The organism is Pseudomonas syringae pv. tomato str. DC3000, assembly GCF_000007805.1.
GTDB classification, from domain to species: domain Bacteria; phylum Pseudomonadota; class Gammaproteobacteria; order Pseudomonadales; family Pseudomonadaceae; genus Aquipseudomonas; species Aquipseudomonas avellanae.
In genome coordinates this window covers 604,560-631,241 of sequence record NC_004578.1, presented here as the reverse complement: position 1 = coordinate 631,241, position 26,682 = coordinate 604,560, and the positions used below count along the sequence as shown (strand labels likewise).

24 protein-coding genes and 1 pseudogene are annotated in these 26,682 nt (G+C 59.2%); 9 read left to right on the top strand and 16 right to left on the bottom strand.

Annotated elements, in window-relative coordinates; translation table 11 throughout:
- Positions 1-33: 33 nt before the first annotated feature.
- The 4 genes and pseudogenes from PSPTO_RS03005 to PSPTO_RS02995 form a co-directional block, all read right to left on the bottom strand.
- Positions 34-441 carry a hypothetical protein gene (locus PSPTO_RS03005; RefSeq protein ID WP_123633177.1) on the bottom strand — a complete coding sequence of 136 codons (408 nt, stop codon included), beginning with the start codon at positions 439-441 and terminating at the stop codon, positions 34-36.
- A gap of 123 nt (positions 442-564) precedes the next feature.
- Positions 565-1,395, bottom strand: coding sequence for a lipid II-degrading bacteriocin (locus PSPTO_RS03000; RefSeq protein ID WP_011103200.1), 831 nt, complete (start codon positions 1,393-1,395; stop codon positions 565-567).
- Positions 1,396-1,407: 12 nt separating this feature from the next.
- Positions 1,408-1,588: pseudogene (locus PSPTO_RS29835) on the bottom strand (Com family DNA-binding transcriptional regulator).
- Positions 1,589-1,867: 279 nt separating this feature from the next.
- Complete coding sequence (locus tag PSPTO_RS02995) at positions 1,868-2,305, bottom strand: hypothetical protein (protein ID WP_046463952.1); 438 nt, start codon at positions 2,303-2,305, stop codon at positions 1,868-1,870.
- A 189-nt stretch (positions 2,306-2,494) separates the two neighbouring features.
- Here PSPTO_RS02995 and PSPTO_RS02990 point away from each other — a divergent pair, with 189 nt between their 5' ends.
- From PSPTO_RS02990 to estP, 4 genes are all read left to right on the top strand, one after another.
- Positions 2,495-3,106, top strand: coding sequence for a LexA family protein (locus PSPTO_RS02990; RefSeq protein WP_005768035.1), 612 nt, complete (start codon positions 2,495-2,497; stop codon positions 3,104-3,106).
- A gap of 152 nt (positions 3,107-3,258) precedes the next feature.
- Positions 3,259-3,507 (top strand): DUF1654 domain-containing protein, encoded by a 249-nt coding sequence (locus PSPTO_RS02985; RefSeq protein WP_005768037.1) that lies wholly within the window; start codon positions 3,259-3,261, stop codon positions 3,505-3,507.
- 121 nt (positions 3,508-3,628) lie between these two features.
- Positions 3,629-3,871, top strand: coding sequence for a pyocin activator PrtN family protein (locus PSPTO_RS02980; protein WP_046463953.1), 243 nt, complete (start codon positions 3,629-3,631; stop codon positions 3,869-3,871).
- Positions 3,872-3,977: 106 nt separating this feature from the next.
- The gene (estP, locus tag PSPTO_RS02975; RefSeq protein ID WP_011103197.1) at positions 3,978-5,900 is read left to right on the top strand and encodes an esterase EstP; all 1,923 of its coding nucleotides are present in this window, start codon (positions 3,978-3,980) and stop codon (positions 5,898-5,900) included.
- A gap of 221 nt (positions 5,901-6,121) precedes the next feature.
- Here estP and trpE read toward each other — a convergent pair whose 3' ends face one another.
- The 9 genes from trpE to PSPTO_RS02920 all read right to left on the bottom strand — a co-directional run bounded on the left by trpE (position 6,122) and on the right by PSPTO_RS02920 (position 16,932).
- The gene (gene trpE / locus PSPTO_RS02965) at positions 6,122-7,603 is read right to left on the bottom strand and encodes an anthranilate synthase component I (protein WP_007244435.1); all 1,482 of its coding nucleotides are present in this window, start codon (positions 7,601-7,603) and stop codon (positions 6,122-6,124) included.
- Positions 7,604-7,672: 69 nt separating this feature from the next.
- On the bottom strand, positions 7,673-8,491 hold the full coding sequence (locus PSPTO_RS02960; protein ID WP_046463955.1) for a phosphoglycolate phosphatase: 819 nt from the start codon (positions 8,489-8,491) through the stop codon (positions 7,673-7,675).
- On the bottom strand, positions 8,488-9,162 hold the full coding sequence (rpe, locus tag PSPTO_RS02955; protein WP_005739815.1) for a ribulose-phosphate 3-epimerase: 675 nt from the start codon (positions 9,160-9,162) through the stop codon (positions 8,488-8,490). The genes PSPTO_RS02960 and rpe overlap by 4 nt, the downstream gene beginning before the upstream one ends.
- A gap of 155 nt (positions 9,163-9,317) precedes the next feature.
- A complete protein-coding gene (locus PSPTO_RS02950) occupies positions 9,318-10,139 on the bottom strand; it encodes an ABC transporter permease (RefSeq protein ID WP_005768044.1) in 822 nt (273 codons plus the stop codon).
- Positions 10,140-10,150: 11 nt separating this feature from the next.
- On the bottom strand, positions 10,151-11,398 hold the full coding sequence (locus PSPTO_RS02945; RefSeq protein ID WP_011103195.1) for an ABC transporter permease: 1,248 nt from the start codon (positions 11,396-11,398) through the stop codon (positions 10,151-10,153).
- 77 nt (positions 11,399-11,475) lie between these two features.
- A complete protein-coding gene (locus PSPTO_RS02940; protein WP_003377314.1) occupies positions 11,476-12,510 on the bottom strand; it encodes a polyamine ABC transporter substrate-binding protein in 1,035 nt (344 codons plus the stop codon).
- 82 nt (positions 12,511-12,592) lie between these two features.
- Positions 12,593-13,717 carry an ABC transporter ATP-binding protein gene (locus PSPTO_RS02935; RefSeq protein ID WP_005768050.1) on the bottom strand — a complete coding sequence of 375 codons (1,125 nt, stop codon included), beginning with the start codon at positions 13,715-13,717 and terminating at the stop codon, positions 12,593-12,595.
- 540 nt (positions 13,718-14,257) lie between these two features.
- Positions 14,258-14,887 carry a response regulator gene (locus PSPTO_RS02925; protein ID WP_005768051.1) on the bottom strand — a complete coding sequence of 210 codons (630 nt, stop codon included), beginning with the start codon at positions 14,885-14,887 and terminating at the stop codon, positions 14,258-14,260.
- Positions 14,884-16,932 carry a sensor histidine kinase gene (locus PSPTO_RS02920; RefSeq protein WP_046463956.1) on the bottom strand — a complete coding sequence of 683 codons (2,049 nt, stop codon included), beginning with the start codon at positions 16,930-16,932 and terminating at the stop codon, positions 14,884-14,886. The genes PSPTO_RS02925 and PSPTO_RS02920 overlap by 4 nt, the downstream gene beginning before the upstream one ends.
- Positions 16,933-17,010: 78 nt before the next feature.
- Between PSPTO_RS02920 and PSPTO_RS02915 the strand changes: the two genes are divergently transcribed.
- The gene (locus PSPTO_RS02915) at positions 17,011-17,997 is read left to right on the top strand and encodes an alpha/beta hydrolase family protein (protein ID WP_024667176.1); all 987 of its coding nucleotides are present in this window, start codon (positions 17,011-17,013) and stop codon (positions 17,995-17,997) included.
- A 30-nt stretch (positions 17,998-18,027) separates the two neighbouring features.
- Here the strand turns inward: PSPTO_RS02915 and PSPTO_RS02910 are convergent, their stop codons facing one another.
- From PSPTO_RS02910 to PSPTO_RS02900, 3 genes are all read right to left on the bottom strand, one after another.
- Positions 18,028-18,795 (bottom strand): TerB family tellurite resistance protein, encoded by a 768-nt coding sequence (locus tag PSPTO_RS02910; protein ID WP_011103191.1) that lies wholly within the window; start codon positions 18,793-18,795, stop codon positions 18,028-18,030.
- Positions 18,796-19,467 (bottom strand): N-acetylmuramate alpha-1-phosphate uridylyltransferase MurU, encoded by a 672-nt coding sequence (murU, locus tag PSPTO_RS02905; RefSeq protein ID WP_046463963.1) that lies wholly within the window; start codon positions 19,465-19,467, stop codon positions 18,796-18,798. It abuts the gene before it with no gap.
- Between the two features lie 79 nt (positions 19,468-19,546).
- Entirely contained in the window at positions 19,547-20,572 is a 1,026-nt protein-coding gene (locus PSPTO_RS02900; RefSeq protein ID WP_007244442.1) for an aminoglycoside phosphotransferase family protein, read from the bottom strand.
- A gap of 129 nt (positions 20,573-20,701) precedes the next feature.
- Here PSPTO_RS02900 and PSPTO_RS02895 point away from each other — a divergent pair, with 129 nt between their 5' ends.
- Genes PSPTO_RS02895 through rsmA form a run of 4 tightly spaced genes read left to right on the top strand, consistent with a single transcriptional unit; the run spans position 20,702 to position 26,577 of the window.
- On the top strand, positions 20,702-23,485 hold the full coding sequence (locus PSPTO_RS02895; protein WP_046463957.1) for an LPS-assembly protein LptD: 2,784 nt from the start codon (positions 20,702-20,704) through the stop codon (positions 23,483-23,485).
- A complete protein-coding gene (locus PSPTO_RS02890; RefSeq protein WP_010217367.1) occupies positions 23,466-24,788 on the top strand; it encodes a peptidylprolyl isomerase in 1,323 nt (440 codons plus the stop codon). The genes PSPTO_RS02895 and PSPTO_RS02890 overlap by 20 nt, the downstream gene beginning before the upstream one ends.
- Positions 24,785-25,774, top strand: a complete 990-nt coding sequence (gene pdxA / locus PSPTO_RS02885) for a 4-hydroxythreonine-4-phosphate dehydrogenase PdxA (RefSeq protein ID WP_011103187.1) — start codon at positions 24,785-24,787, stop codon at positions 25,772-25,774. The genes PSPTO_RS02890 and pdxA overlap by 4 nt, the downstream gene beginning before the upstream one ends.
- On the top strand, positions 25,771-26,577 hold the full coding sequence (gene rsmA, locus PSPTO_RS02880; protein ID WP_005768067.1) for a 16S rRNA (adenine(1518)-N(6)/adenine(1519)-N(6))-dimethyltransferase RsmA: 807 nt from the start codon (positions 25,771-25,773) through the stop codon (positions 26,575-26,577). Before pdxA ends, rsmA begins: the two co-directional genes overlap by 4 nt.
- Positions 26,578-26,682: the final 105 nt, after the last annotated feature.

Sequence of the window (26,682 nt, the reverse complement as noted above, 5' to 3'; positions counted from 1 at the left end):
GAGCTCGAGAAAAAGAGCGCCTGAAATCAGACGCTAGCCCAAATTTTTCCTTTTTGAAAACAAGGAATAAGCGCCGAGGATCGATATCAGTGATAACAAGCAGGCGAATATTCCAGTCAATGAATCCAAAGCGTAACCAGCGCTTACCAACGTGGCGAGACAGGTCGAGAGCAGCATAGGCGCGAAAAGAACGAGTCGAATCACCCTCCCCATTCTGCCGACACTGGAGGTGAAGCACTCTAATAATCTTCCGGCCGCAGCCAGGAGAAAAGAGAGGGCTCCAAATCCAACAAGCACAACGAAGTAAATAGCCACCGGTGGCAGCCCATAGGTATCAGAAGGCTGTAGCGGATTTTCACTGCCCCCCCTGATTGATAAGCCTAAAACACCTAGAGCGACTGGAAATGATAAAAAAACAAAATTCCTGCGTAACGCAGCCATTGTCAATCCTTATGGAAAGAGGTTCGAACGAGTAGAAAAACAGTACACGCCTGCCTGTCTTTTTTACAGATAAGTCAACGCTGGCTACGCCACTGCTCAGGCGCTACCTGTCATGCCTTTGACCTAGTTGCCACTAACCGTAACCGGCAACGAACCGGGAATTTCGATCGAGTACGAGGTAAATGGAACGGCACTCAACAACGAAGTAAGATTTTCACCCAGCCATCCGCGATGATTGGACGGATTGGCATCGTAGACATCATTGAAGGCGCGAATCTCGCCCGAGAATGTCCATGCTCCACTCGCGTTTTTATCGATAGTTCCCACCAGCCTGAGTGTAATGTTCCCCAGCGTCAGCCAAGATGCGTTGGAATCCTTACCGACATCATAGGCGAAGTTGACATCAAGCGAACTGGTGCCAACTGGGCGTGCGCTCTGAATAACATTCATTACATCAGGGATACCACGGATATCGACGTTAAGCCCAACATTCTGAATAGGGAACGTAAGGGGTGCGCCCAAACCAAACATGCCATGAGCCAGCGCATGAAATGGTGTCATAAGGCCGCCAGACAATACATGGTTGCCTGGCGGATACTTGATGATATTTTCGTTGATCTGCTGGCTTCTGCCGATGTCAGTTGCGATTTCGTTGTAAGCCGTTCGAAGATCACGCCCTTCAGCCTCACGCTGATCCGCCGCTGCGAAGGTCTTCAAGGCAACCTTGGATTGAATCCCGAAGCTGTCACGCCTCGCTTGATCCTGAAACGTGGCAAGACAGTTCGGGCTGCAATACAAATCACCCTGAAGAAGCAGCACAGTCGCTACAGGATTCTGCATACCTCGCGGAAAGCTTTGACCAGAACTAAGGTCTTGACCACGATAGGTACCATTACCTCCTGCGCTAATTTCAGGATAAGGGGTGATGTATGTCGGAGGAAGCTCAATAGGCATTGATTTTACCTGTTAATAAGTTGATGTTCGCGAAGGATTCCGCTTTTCTATATAGATCAAAGGCGATGACTCATGGCTCACGGCCTTCACATGGCTCAGCGTTCCACATAGGGAACGCTTGATGTAGTTCGGTAGGATCACCCATACGGGCTTGCAGTTTCCAGCACTGGCCGCATCGAAAGTCTTTCAACATGTGCACGAGGCCTCTGTGTGCCTGGCCTAATGAAAAACCCCGCCGAAGCGGGGTTTGGGGTGGGTTGCGATTGGCCGGTTGGCGCTGCTGAACAGCCTGTGTCCGGCTGCAGCCCTGAGGCGCAAATCGCATATCGTGGGACCTTTTTACCCCCCTCCGGAAAGCCTGGGAAGGGGCAGTTTCGGGGCGGGTCGAGTTTGACCGGAGTTCAACACGAGTTCGACCACAGCTGTGCAATCGACCCGGATAAACGGTGCCGGCCAGCGTGTTCATGGGCACTTATCCGGCCTTGCTCGCGGTGGCTTTATTGCTTCTGGAAGCACTGCGCTCGGCAAGAATGGCCAGCACTTGCTGGTGAAGCTTGTTGATCCAGTTGCGATAGGTGCGGTCCGCGCCTTCATTGATGCCTACCAGACGCATCTGCTCGCGCACCGGCAACGACTCGACATAACGCAACGTCGCCAACCGAGCCAATTCAGGCCCACGGCCTTTCGCAAGGCTGCGGGACATTTGCGCAATGGCCGCTTCCACTTCGCTGCTTATATAGTCCATGCCACTGCCATTGCCGACCAGCGCACGCGAACCCGGCGTACGTCGCGGAATGTAAGCGCCCCATTCCATGATCCCGGCCATCGGACTGCTCAGCCCGCCGCCCAGACCTACCCGCATCCGTTGTTCGCCCCAATGCTGCAGCACTGCTTCCACTTTCTCGATCATCGTGTGTCTCCTGTCAGACCTTTCTGAAAATGCAGTGCGACTCTTCCGATCACACCGCTCAAGGCCGAACAATACATTTTGTATATTTTCAGCACAATGACGCATTACATTATGTATATTGATCCGCACCCTACAGCCTGTATGATTCGACGCATGAACAGAAAATGGTATGAAGTCGCAAGACAGGTCATGGAAACCCAGGAAATCAGCCAGGAAGAAATGGCTGAGCGCATGGGCGTTACCCCCGGCGCGGTGGGGCATTGGCTCAACGGCAAACGCGAACCGAAGATCGAGGTCATCAATCGATTGCTGGGTGAGCTGGGCCTGCCGATCCTCGCGACCTCGATCCCGTCGAGCGAGCCGGGCATGCAAAACGTGGCGCCTACGGTGCAGCCTTCGCGTTTCTATCGGTACCCGGTTATCAGTTGGGTCGAGGCCGGCGGCTGGAGCGAGGCGGTCGAGCCCTACCCTGCGGGTTATTCCGACACCTTCGAGATCAGCGACTATAAAGCCAAGGGCCGCGCCTTCTGGCTGGTGGTGCGTGGCGACTCGATGACTGCGCCCGCAGGCCAGAGCATTCCTGAAGGCATGCTGATCCTGGTGGACACCGGAATCGAGCCCACGGCCGGCAAGCTGGTGATCGCCAAGCTGCCGGAAAGCAACGAGGCCACCTTCAAAAAACTGGTCGAAGATGCCGGACGCTATTTTCTCAAGCCGTTGAACCCCGCCTATCCGACCCTCCCGGTCACCGAAGACTGCAAGCTGATCGGGGTCATCAGGCAAATGACGATGCGCTTGTGATACCCGCACCATCTGCCCAAGCCCCGATCATCGGGGCTTTTTTATGCGTCCGGTCTGAGCAAAGGTCCACATATCTGTAGGAAAAATTTGCCGCTTGCGTGAGAAACACCCCTCAATTACTGTATGCACATACAGTAAAAAGGAGTTAACGCATGCTTGACCAGCCCCCCGGCAATTCGCAACACGACGCTTACCTCGCTCTGGCACAGCGTATTCAGGACGCCATCGCCAGCGACAAGGCCCAGATCGAGCATCAAGTGCTGCTGATCAGAGAGCCTGGCGAATCCGCTGCCCACTGGGATCACATCGTGGATCAGATCAGCGAGGCCGAGGGCATCGTCGTGACCCGCAGCCCTGAAAATGGCACCGCGCACGTGTCCTGGTACATCGACTCCCTGTAAAGCAAACAAGACAATTTGTATTTAAAATACAAACTGTATTGTAACGAGGCCCTACATATCGTATTGTTTGTCTGCACCTCATCTCGGGAGTGCCTACATGCAAACCACAGGGAGTCATGGAATGAACGAAATACTCGATCAACTTCGCAAAGAATTCGCCACGCCGTGCCCTTCGTTGAGCGCCGTCAGAGAGCGATATTTTTCGCACCTTTCGAATGATCGCAATCTGCTGCGCAAGATCAACGCGGGCCGTATCGCCTTGAAAGTCAGCCGCACAGGCGGCACTCGCCAGGGCCATCCGTTCGTCTATTTGCACGATCTGGCCAATTACCTGAGCGACATCGTGACCAACAGGGCCGCATGAGTTCAAAAAAGCGCCGCAGCCGAGTAAAAAGTCTCGGCTGACCTTTGCAGTCATGACAAATCTTGGTACGTTTCCGCTACAAAATAACAACAATCAGGATTCTTTCATGACCAAGACATCAAGGTGCTGGCCCTTCGCGGCCTGCCTGCTATCGCTGGCCTGTGGCACCGCCACTGCGGGGCCCTATTCGACCATGGTGGTGTTCGGCGACAGCCTGGCAGATGCCGGACAGTTCCCGGACACCGCTGGCCCCAGAGGCTCCACGTTGCGCTTCACCAATCGCGTCGGCCCGACGTATCAGGATGGCAGCGGTGAAGTGTTCAACCTGAACTCATCGACGCTGATCGGCAGAATGCTCAATGTCTCGGCGGGTGATCTGGCAGCCTCCACCTCACCCGTCAACGCCGCGCTGGGGCAGGCGGATGGCAATAACTGGGCTGTCGGTGGTTACCGAACGGACCAGATCCTTGATTCGATCAACTCGCAATCCACCGTGGTCGATCCGAACTCAGGCACGCTGTTGCGCAGCCGGACCGGATATTTGCCCGCCAACAGCTTTCGCGCCGACCCCAATGCGCTGTATTACCTGACCGGCGGCGGCAACGACTTTCTGCAAGGTCGCGTGTTGAGCGCCAGCAGCGCGGGACAAGCCGCCAACCGCCTGGCTGACAGTGCACTGGCACTGCAACAGGCCGGCGCGCGCTACATCATGGTCTGGCTGTTACCGGACATCGGCCAGACGCCAGCCTTGAGCGGTACGCCTCTGGCGTCAGCGACATCAGCCCTCAGCGCCGTGTTCAATCAGCAACTGGTCAGCCGTCTGGCGCAGATAGATGCACAGGTCATCCCGCTCAACGTGCCACTGTTGATATCTGAAACGCTGGCGGCTCCCGCACGCTTCGGTTTCGACCCCAACGAGAATCTGGTCGCCACGTGCTTCAGTGGCGACAGTTGCAGAGAAAGTGCAGCCAACGGTCGGTCCAGCGCGACGCCTGATCCGAGCCGGGTGTTTTTCAATGACCGCGTCCACCCTACCGAAGCCGGGCAGCGACTGCTGGCCGACTACGCCTATTCGCTGCTCTCGGCCCCCTGGGAAATCAGCCTGCTGCCGGAAATGGCCAATGGCACGTTGCGCATGCATCAGGACGAACTGCGCGCGCAATGGCTCAGCGACTGGGGCAACTGGCAGGGTGTCGGCCAATGGCAGAGCATTATTGCGGCGGGTGGTCAGAAAATGGATTTCGACGCGCAGGACAGCTCAGCCAATGCTGACGGCCGGGGCTACAACCTGACCATTGGCGGCAGCTACCGTTTCGCCGAACACTGGCGCACGGGCGTCGTTGCGGGTGCTTATCGACAGAACCTTGAGGCCGGTGCCAGAGACTCGGACTACAAACTCAACAGCTATATCGCTACGGCCTTTGTGCAATATCAGGCCAACCACTGGTGGGGCGACCTTGCGGTGTCAGGCGGCAAGCTGGATTACGAAAACGCCGAACGCAAGTTCGCGCTGGGCGTGAGCGAAGGTCAGGAAAAAGGCGACACCGACGGCGAGTTGTGGGCCGTCAGCGGGCGAGTCGGTTTTGACATCGCAGGGGCTGCCAGTCGCTGGCACCTGTCGCCTTTCGTCAGTGCCGACTATGCCCATATCGACGTGGATGGCTACTCGGAAAAAGGCAACCGCTCGACCGCGCTGACGTTCAGCGATCAGACGCGCAAGTCGCGTCGTGCAGGCGTTGGTTTGCAGGGCAAATTCGAAGTGACGCCCACCACGCAACTGTGGGCAGAAGTCGCAAGGGAACGGGAGTTCGAGACCGATCAGCAGAACGTGACGATGGCCCTCAACAGCGTGCAGTCGGTCGATTTCACACTCGAAGGCTACACGCCGCAACGCGACCTGAACCGGGCGACTTTCGGCGTCAGCCAGAAACTCACCCAGGACCTGACGCTGCGCGGCAACTACAACTGGCGCAAGAACGACGACGTGACTCAGCAGGGGGTTAATGTGGCATTGAGTATGAGTTTCTAGACAGCACGCTGAACCGTGCGGAACGACAACCTCACTATCGTGCGACGCTCCGCGTCGGCATGCCTTTCTGGACGCTCTGCGTCCTGTACTGATTCTGCGGTGCCGCGCAGATCTGTGACGCGGAGCGTCACCCATGGCTTTCCCACGCTGCAGCGTGAGGAACGATAATCCCAACTGTCGTGATGCTCTGCGTCTGCTTCAAGACGTAGAGCATCGTCTGCTCAACCCTCGGCAGTCTGCGAAGCCAAAGCCACGGCACGGAACATGGCGCGGCGTTTGTTGAGGGTTTCTTCCCACTCCAGTGCTGGCACCGAGTCGGCGACGATACCGCCGCCAGCCTGCACGTGCAGCTCACCGTTCTTGATCACCGCCGTACGAATTGCGATGGCGGTGTCCATGTTGCCGTTCCACGCCATGTACCCCACCGCCCCGCCGTAGACGCCACGCTTGACCGGCTCCAGCTCGTCGATGATTTCCATGGCGCGGATTTTCGGCGCACCGGACAAGGTGCCGGCCGGCAGAATCGCCCGCAGTGCATCCATCGCCGTCAGCCCGCTTTTCAGCTCGCCAGTGACGTTGGAAACAATGTGCATCACGTTGGAGTAACGCTCGATAACCATCTTCTCGGTCAATTTGACCGTACCGATCCCGGACACCCGCCCGACGTCATTACGACCCAGATCGATCAGCATCAAGTGCTCGGCGATCTCCTTGTGATCGGACAGCAGATCCTCTTCCAGCGCACGATCCGCTTCTTCAGTAGCCCCGCGCGGACGCGTACCGGCGATTGGCCGAACCGTGATCAGGTTGTCCTCGACGCGCACCAGCACTTCCGGCGAACTGCCGACAACGTGGAAGTCGCCGAAGTTAAAGAAATACATGTACGGCGTCGGGTTGAAGCAGCGCAGCGCACGGTACAGGTCAATGGGCGCTGCAGCAAAATCGATGGACATGCGTTGCGATGGCACGACCTGCATCACGTCGCCCGCCAGGATGTACTGCTTGATCGTGTCGACTGCGGTTTCGTAATCATTCTGCGTGAAGCTTGAGCGAAACACCGGGTCGGCAGCCGGAGGCCGGTCCAGATCCAGGCCACGACGCGGTGTGATCGGCTGACGCAGCTTGTGCATCAGCTCATCAAGCAGTGCAGCGCCACTGTCGTAAGCGTCCTGCTGCGCCGGGTCGACCAATACGATGGCGTGCATCTTGCCCGCCAAATTGTCGAATACCACCACGGCATCGGACACCATCAACAGGATATCCGGTACGCCCAGCGGGTCAGGGTTCGGGCAGTTGGCAAGACGCTTTTCGACGTAACGCACGCAGTCATAACCGAAATAACCGACCAACCCGCCATTGAAACGCGGCAGACCGGCGATGGTCGGCACGTTGTAGCGCGCTTTGAAGGTCTCGACGAAGTCCAGCGGGTCTTCAACGTCCAGGCTTTCGATCTCGACGCCATCGTGGGTCACGCTGACGTGATGGCCATGTACGCGCATCACAGTGCGGCAAGGCAGGCCGATGATCGAGTAACGACCCCATTTCTCACCGCCCTGCACCGATTCCAGCAAGTAGGAGTTCGGCTGATCGGCAAGCTTGAGGTAGATCGACAGCGGCGTGTCGAAGTCAGCCAGGGTTTCGCGGGCAAGCGGGATGCGGTTGTAGCCATCAGCAGCCAAACGCAGGAATTCTTCACGGTTCATGAGCAACCTCGTGGTTTGAGGGTAAACGGTCAGGTAGGCAAACGTGCCGGCAGGCCGGCCAGAATCAAGTCAGGCGCGCCAACGCCAGCGGGCCAGGGCCTTGATGACTTTCATCCAGAGTTTGCGAGTGACCACCACGATGGATTCTCTTGAGGAGGGACGTTTGATGTCGGGCAACAGTATCTCAGCGTCCAGATCCAGGCAACCGGGAATCAGCCTGCGCAGATCATCTATTACCATCGCCGGATTTTCCTCGGCAATCGGCCTGCCGTGGTTGTAGCCATAACTCAGCGCAACGCAGGCCACACCGGCAGCCTTGGCGGCCTGCACGTCACTGCGCGAGTCGCCGACAAACAGCGACTGCGAGGCCGGGACACCGGCCATTTTCATCACGAAAAACAGCGCCGCTGGGTCAGGCTTTTTCTGCGGCATGGTGTCGCCACCGATGATCCAGCGAAAGAACCGCCCCAGCTTCATTTCATCGAGCAGCGGCGCAACGAAGCGTTCCGGCTTGTTGGTGATGAGGGCCATTTCGACGCCCATCTTCTGCAGCCACTTGAGGGTTTCGCGCACGCCAGGGTAAACCACGGTGAACTCGTGCTTTTCAGCGTAGGCGCGCATGAAAATGTCCAGCCCCCGCTCGGCAAGCGCTTCATCGACACCGCTGTGGTCAAGGTTGTTGGCCAGCGCACGACGCACCAGCACCGGCGCGCCGTTACCGACCCAGGCGCGGACCGATTCCAGCCCGGCTGTCGGCCGGCCAAGCTCAGCCAGCATGGTGTCCACGGCGACGGCAAGATCGGGGACCGAGTCCACCAGCGTGCCGTCCAGATCGAACATGATCAGCTTGGGCAGCTTGCCTGCAAACAATTGCTCGAAGTCGCTCATGCGCGCGATAACGCCAGTTCTGCGCGCATTTTCTCGATCACTTCACGGTAGTCCGGGGCGTTGAAAATGGCCGAGCCGGCGACGAAGGTGTCAGCCCCTGCGGCGGCGATTTCGCGGATGTTATTGACGTTGACGCCGCCGTCGATTTCCAGACGGATATCACGGCCCGAGGCATCGATCAGCGCGCGCGCTTCGCGCAGCTTGTTGAGCGTACCGGGGATGAACTTCTGCCCGCCAAAGCCTGGGTTGACGCTCATGAGCAGGATCATGTCGACCTTGTCCATGACGTATTCCAGCAGGTTCAGGGGCGTGGCCGGGTTGAACACCAGACCCGCCTTGCAGCCGCCTTCACGAATCAACTGCAACGAGCGATCGATGTGCTGGGTCGCTTCGGGGTGGAAGGTGATGTACGTGGCACCGGCCTCGATGAAATCGCCAATAATGCGATCCACCGGGCTGACCATCAGGTGCACATCAATCGGGGCGGTCACGCCGTACTTGCGCAGTGCGCTGCAGACCATCGGACCGATGGTCAGGTTCGGGACGTAATGGTTGTCCATGACATCGAAGTGGACAAAATCAGCGCCGCTGGACAGCACATTGTCGACTTCCTCGCCGAGGCGGGCGAAGTCAGCGGAAAGAATCGATGGGGCAATAACGAAGGGCTGCATGACGCACCTGTTTGAGCAGAATCACGGTGGTGCGCATTGTACGCCAAGCTTCGCCTGGAGCGTTAAGCGGCAAGCTTCAAGCTTCAAGCTTCAAGCTTCAAGCGTTTGATCTGCTTGTAGCTTGAAGCTTGAAGCTTGTAGCTTGTAGCTCCAGCTCACTGAGCCGTTCTCAGTTTCTCGCTACGCCCTCTCAGCCATTCCAGCACCAGCAGTAACAGCACCGAGAAGCCGATCAGTAGCGTCGCGGCCGCTGCGATGGTCGGGCTGAGGTTTTCGCGGATGCCGCTGAACATCTGCCGGGGCAAGGTTGCCTGTTCCGGCCCGGCGAGAAACAGCGTCACAACCACTTCGTCGAACGACGTCGCAAAGGCGAACAGCGCACCGGAAATCACCCCCGGCGCAATCAACGGCAGGGTCACACGGCGGAAAGCGGTCAGCGGCGACGCACCGAGGCTTGCCGCAGCGCGTACCAGGTTGTGGTTGAAGCCCTGCAAGGTCGCCGACACGGTAATGATCACGAACGGCACACCCAGCACGGCGTGGACCAGAATCAGCGAGGTGTAGCTGTTACCCAGGCCCAGTGGCGCGAAGAACAGGTAACTGGCCACACCAACGATCACCACCGGCACCACCATCGGCGAAATCACCAAGGCCATGACCAGCGCCTTGCCGGGAAAATTGCCCCGGGTCAGGCCGATCGCCGCAAGCGTGCCGAAGCCCATTGCCAACAGGGTCGCGGCCGGGGCGACGATCATGCTGTTTTTCAGCGCCCGCATCCACTCGGCAGAATTGAAGAAGTCCTGGTACCACTGCAACGAAAAGCCTTGCAGCGGATAGACCAGAAAGCTCCCCGAATTGAACGACAACGGCACGATGACCAGCACCGGCAACACGAGAAAGAGCAGGATCAGCGCGCAGAGGATGCGCAAGGCGTAATACCAGATGCGCTCGATCGGCGATGTGTAGGCATTCAACATGTTGACGCTCCTCAGCTCAGTCGCAGGCGGCTGGCGCCGACCAGCCAGCTATAAATCAGGTACAGCACGATGGTCGCCAACAGCAGCAGCCCGCCGAGCGCCGTTGCCATGCCCCAGTTGATGCTGGTGTTGGTGTAGAACGCGACAAAATAACTGACCATCTGGTCGTTCGGACTGCCCAGCAAGGCCGGGGTGATGTAGTAGCCGATCGACAGAATGAATACCAGCAGACAGCCCGCCCCGATGCCGGCGTAGGTCTGCGGGAAATACACGCGCCAGAAGCTGGCGAACGGATGGCAGCCTAGCGAAATGGCGGCGCGCATGTAGGTCGGGGAGATGTTCTTCATCACGCTGTAGATCGGCAGAATCATGAACGGCAGCATGATGTGCACCATCGAGATGTACACACCGACCCGGTTGAAGACCAGCTCCAGCGGCTTGTCGATGATGCCCATCGCCAGCAGCGCACTATTGATCAGGCCGCTCGACTGCAACAGCACGATCCAGGCCGCGACACGCACCAGAATCGAGCTCCAGAACGGCAGCAGCACCAGAATCATCAGCAGGTTGCTCTGCCGTGCTGGCAGGTTGGCCAGCAGGTAAGCCAGTGGATACGCCAGCACCAGGCAGATAGCGGTGATCACCAGGCCCATCCAGAAGGTGCGAGCGAAGATATCCAGGTAAATCGCCTGATCCGGCGTTGCAGGGGCGACTTCCCCCAGGTCATCGACGCGATGGTCAACCGCCGCCAACAGGTAATACGGCGTGACACTGCTGGTGTTGCGGCGCACCGCCTGCCAGTAAGCCGGGTCGCCCCAGCGTTCATCCAGCGCTTCGAGCGCTTCTTTATAAGAGGCCGGTTCGGTCTTGAACGGCAGCGCGCGAGCGGTCTTGCTCAGCAGGCTGCGATAACCGGCCAGTTCCATGTTCAAACGCTTGGACAGGTCGCCCAGCGTGGAATTCTTGCGCGTTTCAGCCAGGTCCAGGCTCAACGCCTTATAGACCGACTCGGGCGGCAGCCCTTTACCATCCCATTTCTGCACCTCGACCACGGTGGTCGGTAGCGCGGTAACAACTTCGGGGTTGCCAACGCTCTTGTAGAGCAGCGCGGCGATGGGCACCAGAAACACCAACAGCAGGAAAATCACCAACGGCGCGATCAATGCCTGAGCCTTCCAGCGGTTGACCCGCTCGGCGCGAGCGAGACGTTGCTTCAAGGTGGGGCTGGCGCCTTCAGTCAAGGGCACGGCGATGGCCATAGCGAACTCCGAAATCTTTCAACAAGGGGGCGTTCCCTGCAGCAGGGAACGCCCGGATCTGACTCAACGCAAACGGCTTACTTGGCAGCCCAGGCAGTGAAACGCTGCTCGAGGGATTCGCCGTTGTCGGTCCAGAACGCCACGTCCATCTGCACCTGATCCTTGATGTTCTCAGGTGTGGTGGGCATGTTCTGCAGCGTTTCCTTATCCAGCAGCTTGACCGCCTGGGTGTTGGCCGGGCCGTAGGCGATGTTCTGCGAGTAAGTTTTCTGTTGCTCCGGGCTCAGCATGAAAGCGATGAATTTCTTTGCTGCATCGGCGTTTTTCGAGCCCTTTGGAATCGCCCAGGCATCGAAGTCGTATACGCCGCCGGTCCAGACCACTTTCAGGTTGCTTTCTTTCTGCACGGCAGCGATACGGCCGTTGTAGGCCGAGCTCATCACCACGTCACCGGAAGCGAGGTACTGCGGCGGCTGTGCGCCGGCTTCCCACCACTGGATGTTTGGCTTGAGCTCATCGAGTTTCTTGAACGCACGGTCCTGACCGTCTTTGCTGGCCAGCACTTTGTAGACGTCTTTCGGCGCAACGCCGTCGGCCATCAACGCGAATTCCAGGGTGTATTTGGCGCCTTTGCGCAGGCCGCGCTTGCCAGGGAATTTCTTGGTGTCCCAGAAATCGACCCAGCCGCTTGGCGCGCTGGCAACCTTGTCGGCGTTGTAGGCCAGCACGGTGGACCAGACGAAGAAGCCCGCACCGCAGGTGGTGATGGCGCCAGGCACGAAGTCAGCGGCATTGCCGAGCAGTTTCGGGTCCAGCTCTTCGAACATGTCTTCATCGCAGCCGCGAGCCAGCTCCGGCGATTCAACTTCTACCAGGTCCCAGGAAACGCTCTTGGTGTCGACCATGGTTTTGACCTTGGCCATTTCACCGTTGTACTCACCGGCAATGATCTTGCCGTTGCCGGCCTTTTCCCACGGCGCATAGAACGCTTTTTCCTGAGCGGCCTTGTTGGCACCGCCGAAGGAAATGACGGTCAGGTCGGTGGCGGCCATGGCTTGCGCGGCGCACATCAGGCCCAACGTGATGGCGGTGAACTTCAAAGACTTCAACATAGATTCTTTTCTCCACGAGCAGTGTTGGTAAGCGATTGGGATGGGCGATCAATTCGCCTCTGTTGTTGCTTTTATGTACAGATCAATGCTCTTGCTGCAGGGGATCGAGCGCACGCACGTGCTCGACTTGCCAACCGATCGGCACAACGTCACCCACACTCAGCGTCGGGTCCAGCTCGGCAATCGGCTGCTTGACGAAGAAGTCAGTCTTGCCGGCAACTTCCAGACGCACACGGACGTGGTCGCCGAGGTAGATAAACTCGGCCACTCGACCAGAGAAACGGTTCACACAGCTTTCGCTGCGGCCATTGAGGTTGATGCGTTCGGGGCGAATGGACAGCGTCACCGGGCCACCCGGCCGACCGACGTTGATCGCCAGTGCGTGCACTTTCTCGCCGCGCTCCAGCTCGACCACGCAGCGGTCGCCGTCCTGGCTGACCAGACGCCCGTTGAGTCGATTGTTCTCGCCGATGAAATTGGCTACGAAGGTGTTTTTCGGCTCTTCGTACAGGCTGCGTGGCGGCGCGATCTGCTGGATCTCACCTTGATGGAAGACCGCAACCCGGTCGGACATGGTCAGTGCTTCACCCTGGTCGTGGGTCACGTAGACCACTGTCACACCGAGGCGCTGGTGCAGATGCTTGATCTCCATCTGCATGTGTTCGCGCAGTTGTTTGTCGAGCGCGCCGAGCGGCTCATCCATCAGCACCAGTTGTGGCTCGAACACCAACGCGCGCGCCAGAGCTACACGTTGCTGCTGGCCACCGGACAGCTGCGCCGGGTAGCGATGCGCAAACGTGTCGAGCTGGACCATGCCCAGAGCCTTTTTGACTTTTTCGCCGACGTCGGTCTTGCTCATGCCACGCACCGACAGCGGGAACGCGAGGTTCTCGGCAACCGTCATGTGCGGAAACAAAGCGTAGTTCTGGAACACCATGCCGATGTCACGCTTGTGCGGCGGCACGTTGTTGATGGCGCGGCCACCGAGCAGAATTTCGCCAGCGGTCGGTGTTTCGAAGCCGGCCAGCATCATCAGGCTGGTGGTCTTGCCGGAGCCGGAAGGCCCGAGCAGGGTGAGGAATTCGCCTTTGCGAATGTCCAGATTGAGGTCTTTGACGATCAGTGCTTCGCCGTCGTAGCTCTTCTGCACACCACGAAAGCTGACCAGAACATCACTCGCTCCAGCGCTTGTATCGACGTCGCTCATTACCCACACCTTTGTTTTGTCTGCGTGGGCTCAAGCCTAGAGCAGCGTGATCGCCCCGCAAATCGGGGACCGGGAGAGAATGGCCTAGGCAGGCTGGAAGGCCGGGGGTAGGGATTGCCCTACAGAGATGGCGCGATTGAGCATGTCGGCGACGTCTGATCGTTCCGCACGCGCTGGTGGGAATACAGTGGGTGACGCTCTGCGTCACAAAAGAGGACGCGCAGCGTCCAGAACAGCATGCCGACGCGGAGCGCCGCACGATAGTGGTCGTGGTTGAGGTTATCGTTCCGCACGCTCCAGCGTGGGAATGCAGTGCGTGACGCTCTGCGTCACAAAAGAGGACGCGCAGCGTCCAGAACGGCATGCCGACGCGGAGCGCCGCACGATAGTGGTCGTGAGTGAGGTTATCGTTCCGCACGCTCCAGCGTGGGAATGCAGTGCGTGACGCTCTGCGTCACAAAAGAGGACGCGCAGCGTCCAGAACAGCATGCCGACGCGAAGCGCCGCACGATAGTGGTGAGCAGTGTGTCGTTTTCAGACTCAGAGCAGTTTGTGCTCCATCGCGTATTTGACGAGATCGGCCAGTGAGTTGAGTTTCATTTTCTGCATCAGCCGCGCTTTGTGGGTGCTGATGGTCTTGCTGCTCAGGGCCAGTTGCTGGGCAATGTCATTGACGTTGGCGCCCTGCGCCAGGCGCTCGAACACCGAGAACTCGCGCTCAGACAGCAATGAGTGCAACGGCCGGCTATCGGTGAGACCTACTTCAAAGACCATGCGGTCGGCCAGGTCCGGGTCGATGTAACGCCCGCCCGCCGCAACCCGACGAATCGCCGTCAGCAGCAATGCCGGGTCGCTATCTTTTGTCGCATAGCCCGCCGCGCCGACCTTCAAGGCGCGTGCAGCCATCTGCGCCTCGTTGTGCATCGACAACACAAGAATCGCAGGCGGATGGGTCAGTGCGCGAATCCGCGGAATCGCCTCAAGGCCATTCACGCCGGGCATGGAAATATCCAGCAACACCACTTCGCAGGCCACATGGCGCAGGGTCTCGAGCAACTGCTCGCCGTTGCTGGCCTCACCGACCACTTGCAGGTCTCTGGCCAGACCAATCAACTGCTTGATCCCTTCACGCACGATGGTGTGGTCTTCGGCTACCAAAACACGAATCACTGGCTTCGCTCCTGTGCGGTGGGGTCCAACGGAATGTAGGCGCGCAAGGTTGTGCCTTCACCGGCCTCGCTGTCCAGTTCCAGTCTGCCGCCCAGCATCAACACCCGCTCGCGCATCCCGACCAGACCGAATGAAACCGCCCTGCCCGACTCGACGACAAACCCCTGACCGTCATCGGCGACGGTCATGCACATCATGCCGTCTTGCAGCGTCAGGCTGATCTCCACCGTGTGCGCCTGAGCGTGGCGCATGACGTTGGTCAGCGCCTCCTGAAGAATCCGGAACATGCCCGTGGCCCTGGCATCACTAAGCGCCGGGAGGTTGTCCGGCACCTGCACCAGACAAGGAATCTGCGTACGCGCCTCGAAACGGCGCGCTTGCCACTCGATAGCGGAAGCGATGCCAGCGTCGAGAATCGGTGGCCGCAATGCAGTGGCGACGTCTCGCACCAGTTGAAACAATTGAGAAATAAGGCGCTTCATGCTGTCCAGACGTTCGCTCAAGCCTGGGTCAAGATCGGCATACGCCAGCTCGCACATGGATGTTTCCAGCTTCAAGACGGTCAGCATCTGACCCAGCTCGTCATGAACTTCCCTGGCAATACGCGCCTTCTCTTCTTCACGCACGCTTTCCAGGTGCGCCGACAGTTCACGCAACTGATCGTGAGCGCGGCGTCGTTCGCTGACATCACTGAGAAACACCACCAGGTATTCCGCATCACGAAAACGCAGGAAGCTCAGCGAGACATCGGCAGGCAGAAGACTGCCATCGGCGCGCAGGCAGTGGGTCTCGAACACCTGCGCACTGTCCTCACTGGAGCGTGCGTTCTTCCACAGATTAAGCCAGCGGTCCATGTGCAGGTCGGGCTCGAAGTCGATCAGCGGACGCTCGACCACTTGCCCCGGCGCATAGCCCAACATGGATTCCACCGCCCGGTTGGCATAGCGCACGCGACTGTCCCAATTGACCCAGAGAATACCGACGGTGCTCTGATCAATGGAGAATTGTGCCAGTCGCAGCGCCTCTTCGCTTGCAACGCGACGGGCCAGATGTTCACGCCCGGCCAGCAGTTCCTGCTCCAGCGCCTGCTGCTGACGGCGCTGCCAGATCACGATGGCGAAACAGGCCAGCAGCATCACCAACAGTAAAATGCACAGGTTTTTCCAGAGCTTCGTCGATTCACTGAAGTGCGACGGGGTCAGCGGCATCCAGCGCGCATGCAGTTGCTCCAGCTCCTTGGCAGGAACCGCCCGCAAGGCTTCGCTGACGATCGCCGCCAGCTCTGGCGCGTCGCGGCGTGACGCCACACGCAACAGTTGTGGCAGGCCGGTATCGCCGACCACCGCCAGCCCGGCAAACTCCGGCTCACGCAGCAAGCGACTGAGTTGTGCTTCATCCACCACGGCATAGCGTGCCTGCTGGCTGAGCAGCAATTGCAGCGCCTGACGCTCCAGCGGCACCCCTTGCAGGTTCAGGTGCGGAAAATTGCTGCGCAGGTAATCGGCAGTAGCGCTTGGCATACGCACCGCGACCCTGGAAAGGCTGTCGAGTTTTTCCAGGTCCACGGCGGTGCTGCCGTCACGTTCACCGATCAACAGTTGCGATACGCGCAGATACGGATCGGAAAACAACCACAGACGCAAACCCGCCGGGGTCTGCATCAAGCCGGGGGCGACGTCGATTTCTCCGTTGCTCAGGGCTTTTTCCAGTGAGGCCTGATCGACAAAGTTTCGCCACAGCAACTCGACAGGCAGCGTTGCCGCCAGCGCGTTCATCAGGTCGACGTTAGCGCCGGACAGTTGCTGCAAACGCTGATCAAACTGGGCGTAAGGCGCACGCAGCACCAGACCAACCCGCAACGGCCCATGCTGATCGAGCCAGCCACGCTGTGCCGGGCTCAGTTGCGCAAGCGCAGGCGATTGCGGCTCATCGGCCTGTGTATTCGCCATGTGAACCATCAAGAGCAAAGCCATGCAGCCGATAAAACCGGTGCGCAGAAGACGAATGATCACTGTGTCGCTCTCGTGTGTTTGCATGGCAGCCATGTGCCATTCAGGCTCAGGACTGACAAAAACCGATCAACCCATTAGGCTGCCGGTACAGTTTCCGGCTTGGAATATCCGATGTCCTACACCTTTCGCGCAACGTTTCCCGCACTGTTTCTGTCATTGATGCTCCCTTGCGCCCTGCCCGCGCTGGCAGCCGACCCAGCGCCGGCCAAGGATGCCGCGGCCCAGGCACCTGTCGAACGGGCACCGCTGCTCAGCCGCTCACAGGAAGACGCCATAGCGCTGGAACGTCAGTTGCCTCGCGAGGATCAGCAGCAACTGCAGGCCGGAGACGAAAGTTTTCTCGCGCTCTGGAAGCCGGCAAACACTGACGCGCCGCAAGGCGCGGTCATCATCCTGCCGGGCGACGCCGAGTCTCCGGACTGGCCAGACACCGTTGGCCCGCTGCGCCGCAAGTTTCCTGATGTCGGCTGGTCCAGCCTGAGCATCACCCTGCCGGATGCGCAGGACAACACACTGCTGCCCCGCGAACCTGATGCCGCTGCGGGCGATGCGAACGCAGCCAAACCTGAAGAAACGCCAAAGGACGCCGCCGCAAAAGCGCCAGACCCTGCTGCTGAAGCTGAGGCTCTGGCGGCAGTTGCAACCGCAAAGGCAGCCGCGGACGAAGAGCGCAACAAGGCCCAGGCCGAGCTGATTTTTGCGCGAATTGAAAGTGCGATCAGCTTTGCGCAACAGAACAAGGCGCGCAACATTGTGTTGCTCGGCCATAGCAGCGGCGCGTATTGGGCGGCCAGGTTCCTCAATGAACGCCCCTCGCCTGCCGTGCAGAAACTGGTCATGGTCGCTGCCCGTGAGCCCGTCGATGCGGCGCCGTCACTGCTGGCGATGGTGCCCGGCCTGAAAATCAAGACTGCCGACTTCATTTACAAGAACCCGGAGGACCAGGCAGCCAAAGCACGTTTGCAGGCCAGCAAGCGCGCCAAAGGGCCAGGCTTCACGCAGATCGGGCTGATCAACATCGTAGGCAATGAAGAAACTGAACAGGAACAGATGTTTCGCCGCATTCGTGGCTGGGTAGAGGCTAAAGAGGAAAAATAAGCGCCGGCATGTGGGCCGGCGCGCAGTCAGTCATGCAAAGCCGCGGCGCGCCTTCACCACCCGATAGGCATTGTGCAACTCGCTGGTTTTCTCGGTCGCCACCCGCACTTGCTGCGCGTTGGCACCCGAGCCTGCAATCTTGTCCGGGTGATGCCGACTGAGCAGCCGCCGATAAGCGCGCTTGATGCTCAACGGGTCGGTGTCCGGTTTTATCCCCAGCAAGGCCATCGCCCCCATGTAGTCATCGCCGCTGCTGAGGGGAGCACGCTTCATAGGGTCATGATCAGCCGCCAGCGCTTCAACCTGCTGTTGCGACCAGCCCAGCCACATGCCCCACACCCCGATCAGTTCGCGCTTGACCCGCGAAGCCTTGCCATCCGCCCAGGCCATGCGCCAGCAGGCACGTAACATATCCTCGGCAATGTCCGACTGCCCCTGCAAGCCACGCAGGTAAGTGCGCAGGCCGTCGGCGCCATCACGGCCACGCTTGAACGCATTGATAGCGCGCAACTGGTCGGCTTCTTTCAGATTGATGCGGCGCATCTCGGCACGTGCCTGCTGGATATGACTGGCCACAACCCGCCCGTCACTCTTGGCCAGACGACCCAGCAGCACGAACAACAGCTCGTCCTCAGGTATCGCTGCCCGCCCGCCGAGACGTTCGCGCAGGTGCGCCCAGCTCTGCAGCTTGAGCCGCCGATCCAGCGCCTGCCCCAGTAGCGCCCCGAGCATGGCGCCCGGAATACTGGCGATCGTATAACCTACGCCAGCGCCAATCAGTGTGCCGGGCCAGAGCATTCAGCGCGTCTCCGCAAGCAACTGCTCGACTTCTGCCAGGCGTTCATGGGTGCCGACATCGACCCAGCGCCCTTTGAAGTGCTCACCCGTTACCAGCCCTTGATGCATGGCCTCGCGCAACAACGGCGCAAGCTTGAAGGCACCAGGCTCGCAGTCGGCAAACAGTTGCGGATGCAGGATGGCGATGCCGCTGTAGGTCAGGCGCAGGCCAGCCGAATCGTCATCGCGCACCTGGCCGTCGACCAGCGAAAAATCGCCGGTGGGGTGGTGTGCGGGGTTGTCGATCAGCACCAGATGCGCCAGGCCGGCAAGCGGCATGCGCAATGCGCCGAAATCGTAATCGGTCCAGACATCACCATTGACCACCACAAAAGGCTCGGCGCCCAGCAGTGGCAGCGCCCGCTGGATACCGCCGCCGGTTTCCAGCGGCTGACCTTCGGCGGAATAGCGGATGCTCAGGTCGAAACGCTGACCGTCCCCCAGGTAATCCTCGATCTGCTGGCCCAGCCACGCATGGTTGATCACCAATTGGTGAAACCCTGCTGCACGTAAGGCGTTCAGGTGGTACTCGATCAACGGAATGCCGCCCGCACGCACCAGCGGCTTGGGTGTATGCAGGGTCAACGGGCGCATTCGCTCGCCTTTGCCGGCGGCGAGAATCATCGCTTTCATGCAGTCCTCTTCAAACAATCAATCTCTCATTCAACCTGGCAGTCTTTAAAAGCGTCCGCTTTTCACAACGGCCAGCCCCTCAGACAGCTGTTTCTGCCGGCTGCTGCAAACTGGTCAGCAATTGACCCAATTGGGCCAGCTCCGGGCGCTTCGACAACACCGCTTCTATGTAGGCAAAAAAGCGCGGGACATCTGCCAGATAGCGGGGCTTGCCGTCGCGATGACAGATCCGCGCGAAAATCCCGATCACCTTCAGATGACGCTGTACGCCCATCAGATCACTGGCGCGCTCGAAAGCTGCAAAATCCTCCTGCACCGGGATACCCAGCGTACGCGCCTGATCCCAGTAAGTCCTGAGCCAGTCGCTGACGCGCTCTTGCGGCCAGCTCAAAAATGCGTCCTTGAACAGGCACGTCACGTCGTAGGTGACCGGCCCGTACACAGCGTCCTGAAAATCCAGAACGCCGGGGTTGGGTTCGCTGATCATCAGGTTGCGGGGCATGTAGTCGCGGTGCACCAGCACTTTGGGTTGTGCCAGGGCGCTGTTGATCAGCAACTGGCTGACCTGCTGCCAGTCGGCCAGTTGCGCCTCGTCCATCTCGACACCCAGATGGCGCTTCACGTACCACTCAGGGAACAGCTCCAGCTCACGACGCAGCAAGGCTTCGTCATAGCTGGGCAGCGGCGCGTCCATCGGCAATTGCTGGAAAGCCAGCAGCGCCTCGATCGCTTCGGCAAACAACCCATCGGCGTTGTCCGCGTCAATCACATCCAGATAGGTCTGACGGCCCAGATCGTTGAGCAGCAAAAAGCCTTGCGTCAGGTCTTCGGCATAAATTTTTGGAACATTAATGCCCGACTTTTCCAATAAATGAGCGATATCCACAAACGGTTTGCAGTTTTCCTGCGGTGGAGGGGCGTCCATGACAATAAAAGTTCGGGCCCCACCCTCCCAGCGAAAATAACGACGAAAACTTGCGTCACTGCTGGCCGCAGTCAACGTGGCCGGGGGCACAGCGCCCCAATTTTGCGCCGCAAACAGCGCTGGCAACTGCTCATCGAGCCAAACTTTCAGCGATTGCAGGCGTATATCTTGATCTGACATTACAAGGGTCTCCGACGGCGCTAGCCGTCAAGCGGGTCATGCTTTATTATCCGGAATCTTTTTCAGCCCATCGAGAGGCGTGCGGCCCCCCCGCGGGCAGATGGCGCGCAGGAAGCCCGGACTAATAAGATGGCATTGAAATCCCCCGCGTTTCGTAAAAAATTTCCGTTGCTCGTAACCGGCAGTCTGCTGGCGATGCAACCTCTGGCCACTCAGTTCGTGGTCGCCGCGGAACAGTATGACTGCTCAGTCTCTGCTTCGGGTGCCTGGAACTGTGCGCCGAAATCCACTGCCGCTGCTGTAGAGCTGCCTCCACGCCCCGTGCACAGCACAGCGTCGGTCAGTTCCAACGGTACGGTGACGTCCGAAAGCAGCTCTTCGGGTGAGCAGGTTGCGGGTCCGCAACTGGTTACCGAAGCCAAGGGCAAAGGCTTGAAGTCGCGTAGTGCTGACTACAGCCACCTCGATTGGGTTCCTCGCGAAAAGCTCACCGCAGCGCAACTGGCCGAGACTGGCCCGTATTGCTCGGGTGCCTACGTCGAGCCGATTCGTCCTGGCATGGACGACAAGACGCCGATGAAAGACGCGCCAATGTTCGTGGGAGCCAAGGCTTCGCGTTACGAGCAGGAAGCGCAGGTCGCGACGCTGGCTGGCGATGTGGTACTGCGCCAAGGCAGCATGCAGGTGCAGGCCCAGGAGGCCGCACTGCATCAGGCCGAGAACCGTGGCGAGCTGAACGGCGATGTCCGTCTGCGCGACAACGGTGCGCTGATCGTCGGTGACAAGGCCGAACTGCAACTCGACACCGGTGAAGCCCGTGTCGACAACGCCGAGTACGTCCTGCACAAGTCGAACATTCGCGGTAACGCCCTGTACGCCAAACGTGCAGAAAACGCGATCATCCGGCTCAAGGACGGCACGTACACCACGTGCGAACCGAACAGCAACGCCTGGACGCTCAAAGGCAACAACATCACGCTGAACCCGGCCACCGGTTTCGGCACAGCGACCAACGTTACCCTGCGAGTCAAGGACATTCCGGTCCTTTACACGCCATATATCTACTTCCCGATCGACGACCGTCGCCAGTCCGGCTTCCTGCCGCCGACCATTGCGGCAGGCGGCGATAACGGTTTCACGCTCGTCACCCCGTACTACTTCAACCTGGCGCCGAACTACGACGCCACGTTGTACCCGCGCTACATGGCTGATCGCGGCTTGCTGATGGAAGGCGAGTTCCGCTACCTGACCAAAGGCAGCGAAGGCCAGTTCGGCGGCGCGTACCTGAACGACGAGAATGACGACCGCAAGCTGCAGTCCGATTACGACAAGACCCGCTGGATGATCAACTGGCACCACAAGGGCGGCTTGGATACACGCTGGCTGACCCAGGTTGATTACACCGACATCAGCGATCCGTATTACTTCCAGGACCTGGAAACCGATCAGATCGGCGTCAAAAGAACTGACTTCCTTAACCAGCAGGGCTCTTTGACCTACCGCGGCGACAGCTACTCGGCAGTGTTCAACGCTCAGGCTTACAAGCTGGCGACTGTTGCGAACGTTACGCCTTACAACCGTCTGCCACAGCTGACCTTGAATGGCACCTTGCCGTACAACCCGGAAGGCTTGAAGTTCGATTATCAGACCGAAGCTGTTCGCTTTGATCGTGATTTGCGCACCGGCACATTTGTTGATGAAAACGGCAACTTTGAAAGTCGCCTGGACAACAACATCAGCGGGCTGGACCGTGCCAACGGCGATCGTCTGAACCTTGCACCGTCCGTCAGCCTGCCGATGAACTGGTCCTATGGCTTCCTGACACCCAAGGTCAAGTATGTCTATACCCAGTACGACCTGAGCCTGGACGGTACAGGCAAAAGTCAACTGGCGGCTTCGGGCGGGACATTCGACAGCAGCGTAAACCGCAGCGTGCCGATTTTCAGCGTGGACAGCGGTCTGTACTTCGACCGCAACACCAACTGGTTCGGCAAGGATTATCGCCAGACGCTAGAACCTCGCCTGTTCTATCTCTATGTGCCAGAGAAAGATCAGACGGACATTCCGGCATTCGATACCAGCGAGAGCACGTTCAGCTACTCGTCGCTGTTCCGCGACAACCGTTTCACCGGCTCTGACCGTATCGGTGACGAGAACAAGCTGTCGCTGGGCATCACCAACCGCTGGATCGAAGACAACGGCTTTGAACGCCAACGCTTCGCCATAGGTCAGGCCATATACTTCTCCGACCGTAAAGTACAGCTGCCGGGCGTTTCATTCGCAGATCGCGACGATGCCAAGGCAAACGTTTCGCCGTACGCACTGGAATACGAGTACCGCTTCAACCGCGACTGGCGCTTCAACTCCGATTTCAACTGGGATCCGGACAGCAAGAGCACCCGTTCGGGCAGCGCAATGTTCCATTATCAGCCTGAAGCCGAACCCAACAAGATCGTCAACTTCGGCTATCGCTATCGCAATGACCAGATTCGTTACGACGAAAGTACAGGTCGCTGGATTGTGGGTGGTGGTGACTACGGTCGTCCGGGCGATCCCAACTACGTGAAGGACTACTACAAGATTCAGCAGCACGATTTCTCGGTCATCTGGCCAATCGTGCCGCAGTGGAGCCTGATCAGCCGCTGGCAGTATGACTACAACCGTGAACGCACCATCGAAGCTTTCGGCGGGTTCGAGTACGACAACTGCTGCTGGAAAATGCGTCTGGTCAACCGTTACTGGATCGACTACGACGAATTCAGCCAGGCAGCGCCTCAGAACGAGAAAGGCGACCGCGGCATATTCCTACAAATCGTGTTGAAGGGGCTTGGCGGTGTTACTGGCGCCAAAGTGGACAGCTTCCTCGACAAAGGCATCCAAGGTTATCGTGAACGTGAAGACCAAGCTTTCTGATTGTCTGCGCCCGCTGATGCTGGGCGCGTTACTCCTGAGCGGCGCAGTACATGCAGCGGTTCAACCTCTGGACAGTGTCGTGGCCATCGTCGACAACGACGTGATCATGAAAAGCCAGATGGACCAGCGTGTTCGTGAAGTTCAGCAAACCATCGCCAAACGTGGCTCTGGCGTGCCTCCTGCAGCCGATCTGCAACCGCAGGTTCTGGATCGTCTGATTCTGGAAAACCTGCAGTTGCAGATGGGCGAACGGTCCGGCATTCGTGTTTCCGATGACGAGCTGAACCAGGCGATCGGCACCATTGCCCAGCGTAACAACATGAGCGTGGAGCAGTTCCGCGCCGCGCTGGCGCATGACGGCTTGTCTTATGAAGACGCTCGCGAGCAGGTTCGCCGGGAAATGATCATCAGCCGGGTGCGTCAGCGCCGGGTGGCCGAACGTATCCAGGTGTCCGAGCAGGAAGTGAAGAACTTCCTCGCCTCCGATCAGGGCAAGGCTCAGTTGTCTGAAGAGTTTCACCTGGCCAACATCCTGATCGCCACGCCTGACAGCGCTTCTTCGGATGCAATTCAGGCCGCAGCCGTCAAGGCCAAGAGCATTTATGACCAGCTGAAGAAAGGTGCGGACTTCGCCAAGATCGCCGCCACCACGTCTTCCAGCGAAAACGCACTGGAAGGTGGCGACATGGGCTGGCGTAAAGCGGCTCAACTGCCGCCGCCATTCGGTGACATGCTCAGCTCGATGCCAATTGGTGACGTGACGCCTCCGGCGCGCACACCCGGTGGTTTCATTATCCTCAAGCTGCTGGAAAAACGTGGCGGTCAGGGCCAGGCACAGATGCGTGATGAAGTGCATGTGCGTCATATCCTGATCAAACCAAGTGAAATCCGCAGCGAAGAAGCCACCAAACTTCTGGCGCAGAAAATCTACGAGCGTATCGAGAATGGCGAAGACTTCGCCACGCTGGCCAAAAGCTTCTCGGAAGATCCTGGTTCTGCGCTTAACGGTGGCGATCTGAACTGGGTAGATCCCAATTCGCTGGTCCCGGAGTTCCGCGACGTCATGAGCAGCACACCGCAGGGTGAACTGTCCAAACCGTTCAAGACCGCCTACGGCTGGCATGTTCTGGAAGTCCTTGGCCGTCGTGCCACCGACGCAACCGGTCAGGCCCGCGACCAGCAGGCGTTGAGCGTACTGCGTAACCGCAAGTACGACGAAGAGCTGCAAACCTGGCTGCGTCAGATCCGTGACGAAGCCTACGTTGAAATCAAACTCCCTGGCGCGACCCAGGCTGCACAGTGAAACCAAAGCGTTTCGCACTGACACCCGGCGAGCCGGCCGGCATTGGTCCTGACCTTTGCCTGCTGCTCGCCACGCAGCCTCAGCCCTACCCCCTGATCGCCATCACCAGCCGCGACCTGCTTACCCAGCGGGCCGCGCAACTGGGTGTGGCGGTCAGTCTGCTTGACGTCACGCCCGAGACTCTTCCCGATCAGCCCGCGCCTGCCGGCAGCCTGTACGTCTGGCACACCCCCCTGGCTGCTCCGGTAGAAACCGGCGTGCTGAACAAGGCCAATGCCGCCTTCGTTCTACAGACCCTGACGCGCGCCGGGCAAGGCTGCCTGGACGGGCTGTTCAGCGGCATGATTACCGCGCCGGTGCACAAGGGCGTCATCAATGACGGCGGCATCGCCTTTTCCGGGCACACCGAATTCCTCGCCGAGCTGACTCACACCGAACAGGTGGTGATGATGCTGGCCACTGGCGACCTGCGTGTGGCGCTGGTGACCACTCACCTGCCGTTGCGCGAAGTGGCCGACGCCATCACGGCGGATCGACTGGAGCGCGTGACACGCATTCTGCACGCCGACCTTGTGAACAAGTTCGGCATTGCGCACCCACGCATTCTGGTCTGCGGCCTGAACCCTCATGCCGGCGAAAGCGGGCATCTGGGCCGTGAGGAAATCGACATCATCGAACCGACTCTGGAGCGTCTGCGCAGCGAAGGGCTGGATTTACGCGGCCCGCTGCCTGCGGACACTCTGTTTACCCCCAAATATCTGGAGCACTGCGACGCAGTGCTGGCGATGTACCACGATCAGGGCTTGCCCGTGCTGAAATACAAAGGTTTCGGCGCAGCAGTCAATGTGACGCTCGGCCTGCCGATCATCCGCACCTCTGTCGATCACGGCACGGCGCTGGATCTGGCCGGCAGCGCGAACATTGACACCGGCAGCCTGCGCGTCGCACTGCAAACCGCCTACCAGATGGCCGAGACCCATTCATGACCGAGCAATTCCAACACCGGGCGCGCAAGCGTTTCGGGCAGAACTTCCTGCACGATGCAGGCGTTATCGACAAGATCCTGCGCGCCATCCGGGCCAAGCCTGAAGACCGCCTGCTGGAAATCGGACCGGGCCAGGGCGCATTGACCGAAGGGCTGCTCAACAGCGGCGCGCAGCTGGACGTAGTGGAGCTGGACAAGGACCTTATTCCGATCCTCAACAGCCAGTTCGCCAGCCAGCCGAACTTCAACCTGCATCAGGGTGATGCACTGAAATTCGACTTCAACACCCTGGGTGCCGAGCCCCGCAGCCTGCGTGTCGTCGGCAACCTGCCGTATAACATCTCTACCCCACTGATTTTCCATCTGCTGCAGAACGCCAGCCTGATTCGCGACATGCACTTCATGCTGCAGAAAGAAGTCGTCGAGCGCATGGCCGCAGGGCCTGGTGGTGGCGACTGGGGCCGTCTGTCAATCATGGTTCAGTACCACTGCCGCGTGGAACACCTGTTCAACGTCGGACCGGGAGCGTTCAATCCGCCACCGAAAGTGGACTCGGCCATCGTGCGACTTGTGCCTTACGAAACGCTGCCGCACCCTGCCAAGGACCATCGCGTGCTTGAGCGAGTGGTACGTGAAGCGTTCAATCAGCGCCGCAAGACCCTGCGCAATACGCTCAAGCTGCTGCTGAGCAGCGACGAAATTACAGCGTCCGGGGTAGACGGCAGCCTGCGTCCCGAGCAGCTCGATCTGGCCGCATTCGTTCGTCTGGCAGACACGCTCAGCGAAAAAGTTCTGACCGAGTGAGCCCCCTGGGCAAGTAAACGGCGCGATCAGTCGTCTTTTTCCGTTTACTTGTCCTAGACTGATCTACCTGCCGCACACGCCCTTTTTTTGCTACGGATTCCAAGG